Raw genomic sequence first — 15,282 nt, forward strand, 5'->3', positions numbered from 1 at the left:
AACGCATCAAGGACTGATCGAATTCGAGCCGTTGCTGCGTAAGGTCGTCTTCGATGACGAACCGCATGTCGTGATGCAGGAAAGCGCGAAAGTGATCTGCCTCGCCCTGGCCTCTTCCGGCTACGGAAGTCTGACAGCAGACGAACTCGACATCGTGCGCAGCATCAACAGACCGAAGAATGTTGTCAGCCAGTCATGGGCTGAACGCAGGGCAAGGGAACCGAGTGACGCGGATGAGGGATCCCTCGCACTTGAGCCGAGCGATTTCCGGTTCGACTGGGACTTCAAAGACCGCTGGTGCAAACCGCTAGGGGAGGCTTTCGGGATCTCAGAGGAGACGGTCCTGCGACTCGTCGGGCACACCATCACGGCCACCTGGCAGCTCGCCTGTCGTGGCCTACATGAGGACGACCCGCGCTACGCGCTCAAGTTGTACAGGGAAGGAAGCACCTTCGCCCACCATACGACCTGGCCGGACGCCGACGATCTAGACTTTTATCTCTCCACCCACGCCGTGTGGACACTCGCCGGGGAACTGCTGAAGACGCATCCCGTGTACCAGGACAGCGAGGCGGACACAGACCTGTTCACCGACTGGCTCGGTGACTTCCTACTCACGCGCGACGACGGCAGATGGCTTGCCGACCGGCGAGACCCCTCGCCCCAAAGCGTCTTCCAGGGACCAAACGACTCACCAAGACCCGACTGGATCTGGCGGTTGAACAGCCAGCACTTCAGTGAGCGTCTCCTGGCAAGCGACGGGTGGGTCACGGTCTGGGAGAGCTCCGACGACACGAGCTATGAGGCCGCGCAACAAGTCCTGATCCGCAGCGCTCTGGTCACTCCCGAAAAGGCCAGGGCGCTCGCGCTCGCCCTGCAGACCGCCCCTTCGTAAGACGGCGGCGACCTGTATACCGCCCGCATCGGCTATCTGATCACCACCGGGCCGACCGCCACCATCGCCCAGGCCCGAGCCCAGGAGGCGTACCGCAACCTCGACGTCCAAGTGGCCGCCGTGCAGACGGCCCCGGCCACCGGGGAGCACTCCGCGTGAAGCAGACCGCGGCGCCCGAGCTGGTGCGCAGCCGCCGCCTGCTGACCGGCTATTTCGCCGGCATGGGCGTGGTGATGGCCGTCTGGGGCGCACGCATGCCCGCCGTCCAGCACACCGCCGATCTGAGCACCGCCGGGCTCGCCCTGGTGTTGCTGGCCGCCGCCCTCGGCATGGTCGCCGGACTTCAGGCGGGCGGACGTCTCGCCCACCCGGCCCGCTTCCCCGTGCTTCTGACCTGCGGTGCCATTGCTCTCGCCGCCTGCCTTGCCGCCGTCGGGGTCTGCCGCAGCCTGGAGAGCCTGTTGGTGGCGGCGCTCGTCTTCGGCGCCGCGCACGGCGTCCTCGACGTCGCGGCCAATGCCGCAGCCGTCCGCTGCCAGGACGCCCACGCCCGCCCCATCATGGGGCGGCTGCACGCGAGTTACAGCCTCGGCGCCCTCACCGGTGCCGCACTGGCCGCCATCACCGCCCACACATCACACACCCTTCTGTTTGCCGTCGTGGCAGCTTGCGCCGCTGCGGCGGCAGGCGCTACCACGCGGCTCACCCACACCGTCGCCAGCCCTGCACTCGCGCCCGTCCACCACGGTGCCGCACTGGACCCGGACGAGCAGAGGAGATTGTCCCGGCGCCGATTGTGGCTGCTGGGCGCGCTGGCCGCTGCCACCCTGCTCGGCGAAGGAGCCGCCGCCGACTGGGCCTCCGTCCACCTGCACGACCTCGGCGCGACGGCCGCGACCAGCGCCGCGGCGTACGCCGCCTACAGCGCCGCCATGGCCGCAGGCCGCCTCGCCGGCGACCGGCTCACCGCCCGCTTCGGCGCTCCCGCCGCCGTCCGCACTGGTGCCGCGGTGGCCGCGCTCGGCCTCGCCACCGGTCTGGCCGGCTCGACCATCGCCTTCGCCCTGCTGGGCTGGGCGGCCTTCGGTCTGGGGCTGTCCGTCACCATCCCCAGCCTGATCACCGCCGCCGGACAGGGCGGACCCCGCGCGGTCGCCACCGTCGCGGTCACCGGCTACGTCGGCCTGCTCGCCGGACCCGCCGTCATCGGCGCCCTCGCCACCGTCACCGCCCTGCCGCACGCGCTGCTGCTGCCCGCCCTCCTCGCCGCAGCCGTCGCCGCCCTCGCCCCCAAAGCCCTGGAGAAGCCCACCCCTTGACCCGCACATCCGCCTCCCCGACCGGCGTGGACGCCGTGATCCTCGACTACAACGGCGTTCTGGGACGACAGCCCGCCCCAGCCATGTGGACCCGCCTCGCCGACCTCGCCGAGTGGCCCCACCGGCACATCCCCTCCTTCCAGGACGCCTTCTGGACTCCGCGAAACGCCTATGACGCAGGGGAGTTGAGCGATCTCGCCTACTGGGCAAAGGTGCTCGGACACCACCCCGGCCCACGCTGGCTGCGCACCCTGATCGCCGCCGACACCGCCATGTGGACCCGCACCGACCCCTTCGTCCTCGACGCCCTGTACGGCGCCCGAGCCACGGGGCTGCCCATGGTGCTGCTCTCCAACGCCCCGGCCCACCTCAGCACCGTCCTGGACGCCACCGACTGGCGACGCGAGCTGATCGACGACGCCCTGTACTCCGCCCGCCTGGGCCTGTGCAAACCCGATCCGGCCGCGTACGAACAAGCCCTGGCCGCCACTGGCGTCGACGACCCGTCACGCGTGCTGTTCGTCGACGACCGAGAAGACAACTGCCAGGCCGCCGCAGAGCTGGGCCTGCGCACCCTGCACTACACCGGCCAACTCGCAGATCTGCAACAGCAGTTGCTGCCCTTCCCGGTCAGCAACTCCCGTTCCTGACCCGCATGCCACGCAACCCACCAGTGCCCCGACCCCAGGACCTTCGTGCCCGACACCGAAGAGATCGACGGCGACGTCTACGTCTCCCCCCCCCGCCATCTCGCCTCCACCACCGGGACCGGCGATCCCGCCCTCGCCCCTCTCCTCGACCTCGGCTGGGACCTCCGGTACGACGAGGACTCCAACGTGTACCTGAGCGCTCCCGACCGGCGCATTCGCCTGGGATACCTGCCCGAGGGTGAGGACGACGGGCTCTGGCGTATCAACGCCTACAAGGACTCGTTCGGCCCGCCGGCATGGGGCGTCTGTTTCAACGACCGCGTCCCCACCGAGTTCGTCCAGGCGTTCACCACCGTCCTCGCCACGGCGTACGAGCAGGGGCCGGACGCCTACCTCGCCCGGCCGGTCTCCGGGGACGACGAGCACGATCCTTTCCTCGCCGTCGTGCCGCTCCTGAAACAGGGCTGGGAGATCGACCGCCCGCGCTGGGGCGTCTACGCCGTCCAGGCCCCGGACGGACTCGCCGGCATGGAGTTCACCACCGGAGACCTCGATCCGGAAGCCGAACTGACGACGCGGGACGCCCGATGGCAGCTGTGGGCGGGCACGTCCATCGACCGGCCCGTCTGGTACGCGACCGCCAGCACTGACACTCCCGTCGCCCTGCTCACCGCCGTCACCCAGAGCGTTGCCGACCCGGCCCCACTGCCCCGGTGGCGCGAGAACACCTTCAGCTACATCAAGGGCATGGCCCAGCTCACCCCGATCCTCCCGCCCGAACCGACGGCACCGACACCGCTCGACGTGCAGCGGGCCGCCGCCTCCCGCCGCCCGGCAGCGCTGCCCGCGGCCAGCGTCCCGCGCTGGAGCACCACCAGCCGGCCGGCCCTGCCCGGCCCACGCCGCTGACGCCACCCCGACCCCGACCGGAAACTCCGTGTCCCTGCAGGCCCCTGAGTTCTTCGCCGAGCTTGGCCTTCCCTTCCACGACCACGCCGTCGTAGGCAACACGTACTACGCTGCCCCGGTTCCGGGCACGCCCCTGCGGCTGCGGATTGACTTCAGCCGCACCATCTACGCGGACACCTACGGCGGCCTGCGCCTGGCCGTCGTCCACCCCGACCGCGGGGAGATCGACGTCGTGGTGCTCGGCTTCGTGGACCAAGGCACCTTCCACCGCCGCGACGAAGCCCTCAACACCAGCCCCAACGCCAGCGGGTACGGCACGTTCGGCAAGTACCACCGTCCCGGCCGGCCACCGTGGGACGGCGCCGATTTCACCGGGCTACGCAATGCCATCGAGCAGTACACCGCCGTCTGGTTCCCCGGCGCTTGGACCGCATCCGCGCCCAGCCGTACGGCGGGCCGGACCCAGCACACGTCTCCCGTCGTGCCCGCCACGCGTACTGGCCCCCGCGCCCGCTGAGCCGCGCCCACACCCGCCGGCCCCGGCGTCCACACTCTCCCGACTTTCCCGCAGGAGCTCTGCCCGTGATGACCCACCCCTTGGAGAACCTCGACCCAGGCCAGACCGTGCAGGTGCTTCCCCGGCACCTCGCCGGAGCCGGCGCCATCGACCCCCGCACCGTATGGGCCTTCCCCTTTGACGACGGCTGGTCGTTCGCCCAGACCGACGCTGGCACCGCCACCGCGTTCAGCCCGTGCCTGCGGCTGCAGACCACCTACGATCCCAAGCCCGACCAGATCGGCAAGGGCACGTGGACCATCAACGCGCACCAGGCCCCGTTCACCCCGCCGACCTGGCAGATCACCTTCGACGCCACCACCCCCGTCGAGCTACTGCACGACGTCCACACCGAGCTACTCGACCTCTACCTCGAAGATCAGCACAGTGACAGGGACCGGCTGATGCAGGACGAGACCGCGCCGCACGAGGCGTACACGCCGCTGCTCACCCGCGGCTGGAGCCACGACGTCAAGACCGACGGCACACAGACATTCCTCACCCCGGAAGGACTCGGCGGCGTACGCCACCGCTACGCCAACAGCAGCTCCCGCGAGCCGGCTTGGCGAGCCTGGGGCGGGTCCCCGACCGAGCCGCACTGGAGGGCACACTTCTGGTCCGGCACACCCACCACGCTCGTCGCGGCCTTCACCGCCTCGCTGATCTCCACCGAGCCACTGCACCGCGCCGTGAAGGACGTCCCCCTCCACACCCGCCGCGCCCTCTACGTCGCCACCCCGACAGGCAAACAGCCGCACGGCACCACACCTGTTGCCCCCGCCGCCTCCCACCCCGGTCTCTGGCCGAACCCGATGACCTTCCCCGCCCCCTGATCCAAGGAGTCCTCCTGCTCGTGCACGCACGTTTCGTCCGATCCACCGCCATCGCCGTCGCGGTGACCGGCACCCTCACCTGGGCGCCGGCCGCGAGCGCCCAGCCCGCCGAACCGACCCCCTCCGCGTCCGCCGCCCTCACCGAGACACCGGTCCCGGACGAGGGCAGCGTCGAGATCACCACCCAGGACCCCGCCGGGGACGCGCTCCACGGCGCCGCGTTCCTGCTGCTCGACTCCGCCGGCCAAGAAGCCGGACGCGGGAAGACCGACGCACAGGGGAAGCTGACCTTCCCCGACCTCGCACCGGGCGTCTACCGGCTCAAGGAGACAGCCAAGGGCCGTGAGTTCGCGTTTTCCGAAGGGGGCTCGAAGCCGAACCGACGGGTGGTACGACCATAGCCGCACTGGGCGGGCCAGGGTTTGTCCGGGCCCGCCGAACCGAGTGCTGCAGCCGGGGCAGTGGCAGCCACGTCGCCCGAGCTCAAGTAGAAGAACCCCAATTTACTCAGCCGTTGTGCCTTCACCGCCTTCGTGCCGTGCGATGGCACCCTGGCTGTGAAGGTCTAAACGGGAGTCGTTTCGTGGTGCCTTGTGGAGTCGCTGAGAACGCTCAACCTTCCCTGCGACAGGTCACCAGCACATGCAAAGATCCCGCCCGATCAACCGATCGGACGGGATCTCGTCAACCGCCCCGAGCTAGCTCAAGAACGGTTGGGGCCTTGGCCCCGCAGGATCTGGGCCTGCCAGTCCCGGTCGCCAGGGAGAAAGACAGCATCGGACTGTCCATCGGCCCGGACCCGGTGGGGCACTCATGCCACGTCTCCCGCCACACGGCCCCGGCAGGATCGTGCGGACACGCGACGTTGGCCCGCGGCGTCAGGAGGAACTGGCGTCCGTGGTGTAGGTCAGAACCACGCATCCATTGTTCCCTGCGTAGCCGGGAGTGGAAGGCCGCTGCTTGCCGGGGTTGGACGCGCCGGCAGGGCCGGCGCCAATTCCTCCGAGGCCGCCCACGCCGGCGGTTGGGCAGCTGTCGGGCCACCGCGCGGGCGTGCCGCCATCGCCGCCCCAACCGCGAACGTTGCGAGATCCGTCGTGGCCACCCTGGCCGCCGTTGCCCGGGGTGATGGTGAGGTCGGTGCCCACGCACCGGCTTGCCTCCGCGCCGCCGCCCCCTCCTGCGCGGCCGCCGTGGCCGCTCCCGAAGAAATTGGACGCATTGCCGCCACCTGCCTCCCAGCCGTGCTCGGCGGATGCCAGGGTGACTCCGCCGATACTGACGGTGGTGTCGGAGCCGTTCTTACCCCAGTCACCGTTCCGGTCGCTTCCGCCCTGGCCTCCCTTTCCGCCGCTGCCGACTGTGAGGGAGATCTTCGACCCGTCCGCGACGGTGATGCGACACGACACCACGGCCGAGCTGCCGCCTCCTCCGCCTCCGCCACCGGTCAGGGACCCACCGTCATTTCCTCCGCCTCCACCTCCTCCTGCACCGCCGCCCAGAGCCACGATGCTGATATGGCTGACGCCCTGCGGCACGGTGAAGGTGTGCTCGCCGGCTGAGGCATACGTCCGCACCTGAGCGGCAGGTGCCGCGGACGTGGTACCCGGTGACAGCAATGACGCGGCCGCCATCGCAGACACCAGAACCGCGCACCTTGGCCTGGAAGATGGAATGATTTTCATGGATAGCTCCCTGAAGATCGGTTCGGGCATCGCAAGGCTCTCCACCTGCGCCCATGTCCCATGCGCTTTCACGCACGGATTCGATCTTTCTGGGGGAGCCTCGAACTGGTGTCAGTCAACTTCTCGCTCGGGTGCAGCTACTACTCGGACCCCCAGATCCGACTGCGCTCGATTGCGCCCAGTTCCAGTGGTGGGTGGCGGCCGTTGCCGGTGTTCTCGGGGCGCGTTGGCATAGGGGGGAGAGCGGGGCAGCCCGGATGCGGTGATTGCCGAGATGGCGGGGGTGCTGGTGGTCACGAGGGCGTAGGCGCGGGCGAGGTCTTCCAGTGCCTTGAACGCTTGGCCCGGCTGCTGCCTCGCGCCCGTCATTTCGGGCAGGCTCAGCGTCGCGACGACTGGAGCGCTGGCTGACAGACACCGAGCGGTGGACTCGAGCGTCTGCACCGCCGATTACGGCCTGGCGCGGCATCGGTGACCAGGCTCTTGTGAGACGCGGGGTGAGCTGTCGAGAGTCGCGGAGTACTACGAGCTGTCTCGTCTACGCATGGCGCGCCGGATGCGCGACGACAGCGCGGGGGCGAGTGAGGTCCGGGAGGCGAGTGTTTCCTGTCGTGCAGTGGGTTGTGGCCTGCCTCGTCGAGGAGTTTGAAGTCGTCACCCGCGTTCGAATCTGGTCGTGCATTTCAAGCCGTCTCGTGACTGGGAAGAATCTTTCCTGTCTGGTCTGTCCGATGAGGGGAAATCCTGTGGTGAGCAAGGCTGTTACGGCCGAAATTGGAGTTCCCTTGAAACTCACTGACGGCACCTATGACGTGTGGGGCGGGTTGGATGGGCAGATCTTCATGAAGAAGGGCTCGGTTTCCGGAGCGAGGGTCTTCGTCGGCATCCGCCTCTCCCTGCGCGGGTGGAGGGCTCGCCGGGCTGCTTGATGCGCCCGCTTCAGCCATCCCTCTTCTCTGTGATCTCAAGACCCGTACGGCCGGAGAGGGGCGTGTTTCGCCTTGGACGTTTCGACCTCGTTGCCACGCATGCCGGGGGCGTTGCCCGTGTTGGGACATGCGGTGCAGTTTATGCGTGATCCCGCCGCGTTCCTTTGTGCCGCGTCCGGCCACGGGCCCGTGGTCGAGGTGCTGTTGGGGCCACAGCGGACGGCCCTGGTGTGCGATCCAGAATTGACTCGGCAAGTGCTGGTCCATGACAAGGTATTCGACAAGGGCGGCGTGCTGTACGACCGGTTGCGAGAAGTGACCGGTAACGGCCTGCTGAGCTGTCCCTTTGGCGATCACCGACGGCAGCGCCGGCTGCTTCAACCGGCTTTCCATAAGAGCACGATCCCGTTGTTGGCCGATGTCGTCGCGGAGCACGTGCGGGACGTGGTGGAGTCATGGCGCGACGGCCAGAGCATCGACGTCCCGGCCCAGATGCGGACGATCTCGGCACGGGCCATCGTGGCCACGATGTTCGACGGCTCCCTTCCCGGCCGCCTCACGGAGCTCGCGCTCGCGGACATGACGACCATCACGGCGGGCATCTACCGACAGGCGCTCATGCCACGGGCCTTGCGCGGCCTTCCTCTCTTCGGCAACCACCGCTACGCGCAGGCGCGACAGCGGTTGCGCTGGACCCTGGGCGAGGTTATCGCTCGGCGCAGGGTCGCAGGAGATGGTGAGGTCAGCCTGCTGTCCTTGCTCCTGGCGGAAGACGCTGCGAACGGAGGCGGTCCAGCGGGGGAGCGGAGCCTGTCCGATTCGGAAGTGAGTGACCAGGTGCTCACCTTCTTCACCGCCGGGATGGAGACGACCGGGAATCTGCTGGTGTGGGCGATGCATCTGCTGGCCCGTCACCAGGACGTGCAGAGGCGATTGTGGCAGGAGGTGAGCGAGGTCACCGGCGGCGGTCCGACGGCCTTCGAGCATCTGGTGTCGCTGAAATTCACGAGGGCCATGATGCGTGAGACGCTGCGTCTGTATCCGCTGGCGTGGCTGTTGACCCGGACGGCAACTACTGACGTGCGGCTCGGTGAGCACGATGTCCTGGCCGGGACGACGGTGGCGTTCAGCCCGTACCTTGTACAGCGGCTCGACGCTGTTCATCCCCGTCCGGACCAGTTCAACCCCGATCGTTGGGCCGATGACCGCGCCCCGCAGGTGCCGCTGGGCGGGTTCATTCCCTTCGGGCTGGGCGCGCGCAAGTGCATTGGCGAGGGCCTCGCCATGGCAGAGGTGACTCTTGTGCTGGCTGCGGTGGTGGCCCGCTGGCATGTCGAGCCTGAGACCGACAGGCCCGTGCGATTCGCGAAGGACATCGTGATCCGGCCGCACGAACTGCGGCTGCGTGTCACACGTCGTAGCCCTGGCATGCCTTGAATCGGTTCGCCGGTCCGGCCGCCTGACTGTGGTGCCCGCGCGGCGGCCGCTTGCCTGACCCCTGCTCTGCCCTCCCGGACTCTTTCCCGCACATGTCCGATTCCGTTGCTTGTCCCGTCCGTAGAGAGGTACGTCCATGGACGATCTCGTCCTGCCCCCGACTCGTATTCCTTCCCCCTCTGGCGGCTGGAACAGGTCGGCGCACCAAGTCGGGACACTGCCTCCGCTTGTGCTCACCGCACTGCTGAACCGGCAGACACGACTTACTCCGGACGCGCCGGCCGTGCGGGACGAAGACGAGGCGCTCTCCTACGCGCAGCTGGAGCGGGAGTCGCTCCAACTCGCCCAACGGCTGCGCGCCGCTGGTGTGAGCCTGGGGGACCGCGTCGCGTGCACGCTGCCGCGCGGGGTACGCGCGGTGGTGGCCCAGGTGGCCGCCTTGCGTATGGGGGCGGTCCACATGCCAGTGGATCCCGCCCTTCCGGACGCGCTACTGGCCGGCATGCTGCGCGACATGGACGCGCGATGGCTGGTGTCCTTGAGTGACCACTGCTCCGCGATCGGTTTCGGCGGGGTACGTCTGGACATTGATCTGCCGCAGGTCCGCGAAGAGCTGGCCGCTCAGCCGATCGACGGCTTTGCGGATCCGGACCCGGCGGACCCCGCCTACGTCGTCCACACCTCGGGCACATCGGGGCGGCCCAAGGCCGTGACGGTCGGCCACGGGGCGATCTCCCATGCGATGCGGGCCTACGCACGCCGGTACCCGGTGCCCGTCACCACCATGGCGCTGGTCTCGCCCATGACGGTGGACGCCTGCCTGGCGGGTATCTGGTGGACCTTGCTCTCGGGCGGGACGGTCCTGGCCCTGCCCGCCGATCCGGGCAGGGCGGTGGCGCGGCTGGCCGAGGTCCTCGAACGCGGGGAGGCCAGTCACACCGTGCTGACGCCCTCGCTCTACCGGCAGGTGCTGGCCGACGTGCGGTCAGGTCCCCCCACGCTGCACCAGATCATGGTGGCCGGGGAGGCATGCCCGCCGGATCTGGTGGCCGAGCACTACCGGGTGCTGCCGCACGTGGAGTTGGTCAACGGATACGGCCCCACGGAGGCGGCGGTCTGGTGCGCGACGGGGGTGTTGCGCCCAGGCGCCCCCGTGACCGTCGGCACCGCGATCGACGGGGTCGACCTGTTTGTCCTCTCCCCGGACGGCCGAGCCGTGGACGAGGGGAAGGTGGGGGAGATCGGCATCGCCGGTCCGACGCTGGCCGACGGGTACGCAGGCGATGCGGCGTCGACGCAGGAACGCTTCGCGCCGTGCGCCGCGGCGGCGGGCCGGCGCGTCTACCGCACCGGCGACCGCGGGCGGTTCCGCCCGGACGGCAGCCTGGAGGTGCTGGGCCGCCTGGACCGGCAGACCAAGATCCGCGGGCTGCGGGTGGAACCGGACGGCGTCGCGGCGGTTCTGCGTACCCATCCCCGAGTCCGCGACGCCGTGGTCGCCGCCCACGACGGACGGCTGTGCGCCTACCTGGTGCCCGCACAGGACCGGGACCGTGCCGCCGCGTCATTGCGCCGCTCCTGGCGGACGCTGATCGACGGTCTGGACCACGAACGGGAGCACACCGGCTGGACCAGCAGCTACACCGCACAGGACCTGCCCGAGGCGGACATGACCGAATGGGTCGACCAGTGCGTGCGCCTCGCCCGCAGCAGTCGTCCCAACTCCCTGCTGGACCTCGGCTGCGGCACGGGCCTGGTCCTCACCCACCTGGCCCGCGACTGCTCCCGCGTCGTCGGCATCGACGTCTCCTCCGCCACACTCGACGCCTTGGCCATGACTCTGGAGCAGCTCGGGCTCGACCATGTCGAGCTCCGCCAGGGCGACGCCGCCGACACCGCCGGGGCGGCCGGCTTCGACCTCGTGCTGTGCAATTCGGTGACGCCCTACTTCACCGACGCCGACCACCTCGCCCGAGTGCTGCGCGCGGCCCTGGACGCGGCGCACCCCACCGGTCGCGTGATCTTCGGCGACGTCAAGGACCTCGGCCTCAAGGACATGCTGCACGCGGCCGTGGTGGTCGCCGGGGCCGACGACCACACGCCTCTGTCGGCGCTGCGCGAGCAGTGGCGCAGGCGCGTGGCCCTGGACCCCCAACTGCACATCGCCCCCTCGTGGTTCTTGCAGGCCGCGCCCGGACAGCAGGTGGAAATCCGGCCCCGCCGCGGCGCGCGGCGCAACGAGATGAACGACTTCCGCTACGACGCCGTCCTCTCCCCACCGGCCACCGAGCCGCCGCTGGCCATGGACTGGGTTCCGTGGCCGGGCACACTGCCCGCTGTGGCCGCACTGCTCGCGCCCGGACGGCCGGTCGGAGTGAGGGCCGTGCCCGACGCCCGTACCGCAGGCGCCTTCCTCCTGCGCGCCCATCTGGCAGCGGACGGCGGCGACCACACCGCCGGCACTCTGCGCGGCCTCGCGGCCCGCGCCGAGGAGGCGGCCGTCCACCCCGAGCAACTGCACGCACTGGCAGATGAAGCGGGCTGGACGCTGCGTCTTTCGCGAGCGTCCGCCCATCCCGACGGCGCCTTCGATGCTGCGTTCCTTCCCCCGGGCACCCCGGACGCCGCCGAGCGGCCCCTGGCCTGGCCCTCCCCCGCCCGCTCCGCCGATGACAGAGCGGAGCTGACCAGCGATCCGCTCCGCGTACGACTGGCGGCCCTGGCCGAGGAGGACCTGCTGCCCGAAGTGAGGGCCCACGCACACACGCGATTGGCCGCCCACGAACAGCCCGTGGACTATATGGTCCTGACCGAACTTCCCCTCACCGCAGCGGGCAAGACCGACTTCACGGCCCTGCCGCTGCCCAGGGGCGTTCGGCCCGTACTTCCCACCCCCTACATGGCACCGGCCACCGGGGCGGAGCGCACCGCCGCCGAGGTCTTCGCCGAGGTCCTCGGACTGGACCGGGTCGGTGCCCACGATGACTTCGTCCAGCTGGGGGGTGACTCCCTGCTGGCTGTCCGCACCGCCGCCCTGCTGGGCGAACGACTCGGCGTACACCTACCGCCGCGATGCGTTTTCGACGCCCCGACCCCGTCCGGCATGGCCGGCGTCGTCGGTGACCTCCTGTCCACCCCGCCGCAGAACACCGATCCGACCCCGGACGCGACGACGGGCCGCGAGCCGACGCGGGAGTCGGGGCTGGCGGAGGGCGGGCAACTTCCCCTGAACACAACCCAGATGCTGATGTGGGCCATTGACCTGCAGTTCCAACGAGGACTGGTCGCCGGAGCGGACTTCACTCTGGAACTGCACTACCGCATCGTCGGCCCCCTAGATACAGCAGCCCTGAGCGAGGCTGTCGACGCGGTGGTCAACCGGCATCCCGCCCTGCGGGCCGCACTGCGCCTGAAGGGCCTGCCGGCGGACTGCCACCAAACGGTCGGCCCGTCTCGTACCGACCTCCTGCACGTCGAACCCGCCACCGGACCCGACCCGCAACGCGTTTTGCACCGACTGCACCAGGCCGAACCACTCAGCCTGCACGAGGGGCGCGTTTTCGCCGCAGAGCTCCTCGTCCTGGCTGCCGACCGGCATCTGCTGTGCCTGCGCGTCCACCACATGGTCGCCGACGCCCAGTCCGTGGCGCTGATCGAACGCGAGATCGCCCAGCACTACCGGGACACCGTGACCACGCCGCAGAAAGCATCCCCCCGCGGCCACGACATCCTGGCCCCGGCCCTGCTCGCGCCGACGCCCTCCACCGCTCCTCAGGCCGAAGACATCCATTTCTGGAGCGAGCGAGCGAGCGGCATGCGGCCCGTCCGGCTCATCCCCCCGACTGCCCTGCCCACCCCCGGAACCACGCCCGGCACCACCCGGGCCCATAGCCTGCTGGTGCCCACCGCAGCCGCCCAGCGGTTCCAACATCTGGCCCGTGCCCATCACTGCACTCCGGCCCAGGCTCTCTACGCCCTTACCTGCACGCTGATCGCCCTGGACACCGAAGACCCGGACGTACGCCTGCTCGGCGTCAGCGCGGACCGCCCCGGCCCACTTGCATACACCGTGTCCCCCCACACCGAAGCCGTCCTGCTGCGCCACACCGTCAACCAGCAGTGGGACGTGGCGGACGCGATCACCGCGGCCGGGGCCACCCTGCGCCAGGCGCTGGCACACAACAGCGCACCGCTGCCCCATCTGTGCGCCCTGATCCCCGATCTCCAGGACGCCTTCAGCCGCTCACAGTCCGTCTTCTTCCAGATGCTGCCACCCGCGGACGCACTCCGCCTGGAGGGATGTACGGCCGTGCGCACCGACCAACTCTGTGACGACTTCCCCGGAGGCGTCACCCAGGCCCCGATCGACCTGATGATCCTTGCCCGGGAAGAAGGCTCCCGCCTGCGCCTGGCCGCCCTGCACGACCCCGCCTGCGCCCCCAACGACTACGTGCAGCGCCTGCTCGAACGCTTGCTCACCCTGGTCGACGCAGCGCCCCAGGACGACACCGCCCGCCTGTGCGCACTGGTCGGACCAGACCCCTGGCTGTCCGCCCTGTGGCGCACGCACGCCTCGCGTCCGGCCCACTGACAGCCCGAGTTGTCTCCATCGTCCCAGGTAACCTCCTCATCTCAGGAGCATCACTTGACCGCCATCGCACCAGCCGCCCGCTGCGCTGCAATGGTCCCTTCTATCCGATAGCAGCGAGGTGCGTTCTGCCTCGGAGCGGCTTGCTGACCGCGGGTGCTGTCCATCACCGCTCCCTTCGCTCTCTGCACCCCCATGTGAACACCAGATTGTCGATGCCCTCCTCGAGGACGTTCCCTCCCTCGCGGATGCCAACGACGGAGGCCAATCGTGACCACGCCCGATGGTGGTCGAGCCGGTCAAGTACTGATGCAGGGAAGGAACGTGAAATGACCTCAGCCTCTTTGGACTCGGACTCGGAGCCGGTTGTCAGCGCCGGGGTGCCGCCGCTAGGGCCCGAAGGACGCGCTTTGGACGAGACCGGTGGCCCAAACTATGCCGTCCCACTGCCCTTCTGGTCGATGGCGCACCCCCAGCACGCCCAAGTCCAACTTCTCGCCCAAGAATGGGCCGAGTCGTACGGTCTGTTCCGCAGCGAAACGACGCGCAGCAAGTTCCACTCGCTCGGCTACGGCCGCCTCATGTCCTACGCCTGCCCCACTGCAGACCTGGACGCATTGAGGCTCATGGTCGAGTGGAACACGTACTTCTTCCTCTTTGACGACCAGCAGAACTACGCGATGCTCAACGACCGCGCGGAGGACTATGGCTGGCTTCAGCGGGCCATTCGCCGGATGGTGGCGTCCCACGGCTCCGCTCCGCACAGCGGCCATCCTCTCGTCGCGGCGCTATCTGACCTGTGCCGGCGTACTTTCCCCCGCATGTCCATTGCCTGGGGAGCCAGATTCGAAGAGAACCTGCGCCGGTGGCTGGACGGGCAGTCGCAGGAGAACAAGTTCCGGGCGATCGGGAAAACGCCGACGGTCAACGAGTACGTTCAGATGCGCCGGGACGCCTCTACCGTCTATGCCCACATCGACCTGATGGAGATCGGGGAGCAGACCGAAATCCCCGATGACCTCTACCGCTCCATTCCGTTCCAGACCCTCGTTGAGAGCACAACCGACATCATGTGCTGGATCAACGACATCCACTCGCTACCTGTGGAGACCGTCGAGGGCGATCCGATCAACTTGGTGACTGTTCTACAAGACCACGATGGCCTCGGCCCGCATGAAGCTGTTGCAGCCGTGTCCGACCTGGTTGCTTCCCGGGTGGAAGACCACATGACCGCGATCCGCGAACTCCAGGAGCGCATGGAGGAGACTTGCGTACCGCACCCCATTCGGGAAGCTGTTCTCCGTTGCGTCCGGGACCAGGGCTCGTGGCCCGCCGGGATGGAGTTGTGGGACCGTACCGACACCATCCGCTTCTCCTGCGGTGAGCTACAGGGCCCCAATCGTCCCCCGCAGTACGCGGAAGATCTCCTGACGCCCCCGTGAACCTGCAGCCGGGTCGAATCCGCGTGGTCGAGGACCTGC

11 protein-coding genes and 1 pseudogene are annotated in these 15,282 nt (G+C 69.1%); 11 read left to right on the plus strand and 1 reads right to left on the minus strand.

Annotation, left to right across the window (positions count from 1 at the left end; translation table 11 throughout):
• Positions 1–31 precede the first annotated feature (31 nt).
• The 7 genes and pseudogenes from AB5J49_RS43030 to AB5J49_RS43060 all read left to right on the plus strand — a co-directional run.
• Complete coding sequence (locus AB5J49_RS43030) at positions 32–895, plus strand: hypothetical protein (protein WP_369174317.1); 864 nt, start codon at positions 32–34, stop codon at positions 893–895.
• Positions 896–1,050: 155 nt separating this feature from the next.
• Positions 1,051–2,214: an MFS transporter gene (locus tag AB5J49_RS43035; RefSeq protein ID WP_369174318.1), complete on the plus strand. Its 1,164-nt coding sequence runs from the start codon at positions 1,051–1,053 to the stop codon at positions 2,212–2,214.
• Complete coding sequence (locus tag AB5J49_RS43040; RefSeq protein WP_369174319.1) at positions 2,211–2,864, plus strand: HAD family hydrolase; 654 nt, start codon at positions 2,211–2,213, stop codon at positions 2,862–2,864. Before AB5J49_RS43035 ends, AB5J49_RS43040 begins: the two co-directional genes overlap by 4 nt.
• A 45-nt stretch (positions 2,865–2,909) precedes the next feature.
• Positions 2,910–3,773: a DUF317 domain-containing protein gene (locus AB5J49_RS43045; RefSeq protein ID WP_369174320.1), complete on the plus strand. Its 864-nt coding sequence runs from the start codon at positions 2,910–2,912 to the stop codon at positions 3,771–3,773.
• A gap of 28 nt (positions 3,774–3,801) precedes the next feature.
• The gene (locus AB5J49_RS43050; RefSeq protein ID WP_369174321.1) at positions 3,802–4,290 is read left to right on the plus strand and encodes a hypothetical protein; all 489 of its coding nucleotides are present in this window, start codon (positions 3,802–3,804) and stop codon (positions 4,288–4,290) included.
• A 68-nt stretch (positions 4,291–4,358) separates the two neighbouring features.
• A complete protein-coding gene (locus tag AB5J49_RS43055; RefSeq protein WP_369174322.1) occupies positions 4,359–5,162 on the plus strand; it encodes a DUF317 domain-containing protein in 804 nt (267 codons plus the stop codon).
• A 20-nt stretch (positions 5,163–5,182) separates the two neighbouring features.
• Positions 5,183–5,497: pseudogene (locus AB5J49_RS43060) on the plus strand (collagen binding domain-containing protein); the annotation flags it as partial.
• 543 nt (positions 5,498–6,040) lie between these two features.
• On the opposite strand, the gene AB5J49_RS43065 reads toward AB5J49_RS43060, so the two are convergent.
• The gene (locus tag AB5J49_RS43065; protein ID WP_369174323.1) at positions 6,041–6,877 is read right to left on the minus strand and encodes a hypothetical protein; all 837 of its coding nucleotides are present in this window, start codon (positions 6,875–6,877) and stop codon (positions 6,041–6,043) included.
• A 581-nt stretch (positions 6,878–7,458) separates the two neighbouring features.
• Between AB5J49_RS43065 and AB5J49_RS43070 the strand changes: the two genes are divergently transcribed.
• The 4 genes from AB5J49_RS43070 (at position 7,459) to AB5J49_RS43085 (ending at position 15,243) form a co-directional block, all read left to right on the plus strand.
• Complete coding sequence (locus tag AB5J49_RS43070; RefSeq protein WP_369174324.1) at positions 7,459–7,776, plus strand: hypothetical protein; 318 nt, start codon at positions 7,459–7,461, stop codon at positions 7,774–7,776.
• 72 nt (positions 7,777–7,848) lie between these two features.
• Positions 7,849–9,213, plus strand: coding sequence for a cytochrome P450 (locus AB5J49_RS43075; protein WP_356546386.1), 1,365 nt, complete (start codon positions 7,849–7,851; stop codon positions 9,211–9,213).
• 136 nt (positions 9,214–9,349) lie between these two features.
• Positions 9,350–13,804 (plus strand): amino acid adenylation domain-containing protein, encoded by a 4,455-nt coding sequence (locus tag AB5J49_RS43080; RefSeq protein WP_369174325.1) that lies wholly within the window; start codon positions 9,350–9,352, stop codon positions 13,802–13,804.
• Positions 13,805–14,211: 407 nt separating this feature from the next.
• Complete coding sequence (locus AB5J49_RS43085) at positions 14,212–15,243, plus strand: hypothetical protein (protein ID WP_369174326.1); 1,032 nt, start codon at positions 14,212–14,214, stop codon at positions 15,241–15,243.
• Positions 15,244–15,282 lie beyond the last annotated feature (39 nt).

The sequence above is a fragment of the Streptomyces sp. R28 genome (assembly GCF_041052385.1).
Lineage (GTDB): Bacteria > Actinomycetota > Actinomycetes > Streptomycetales > Streptomycetaceae > Streptomyces.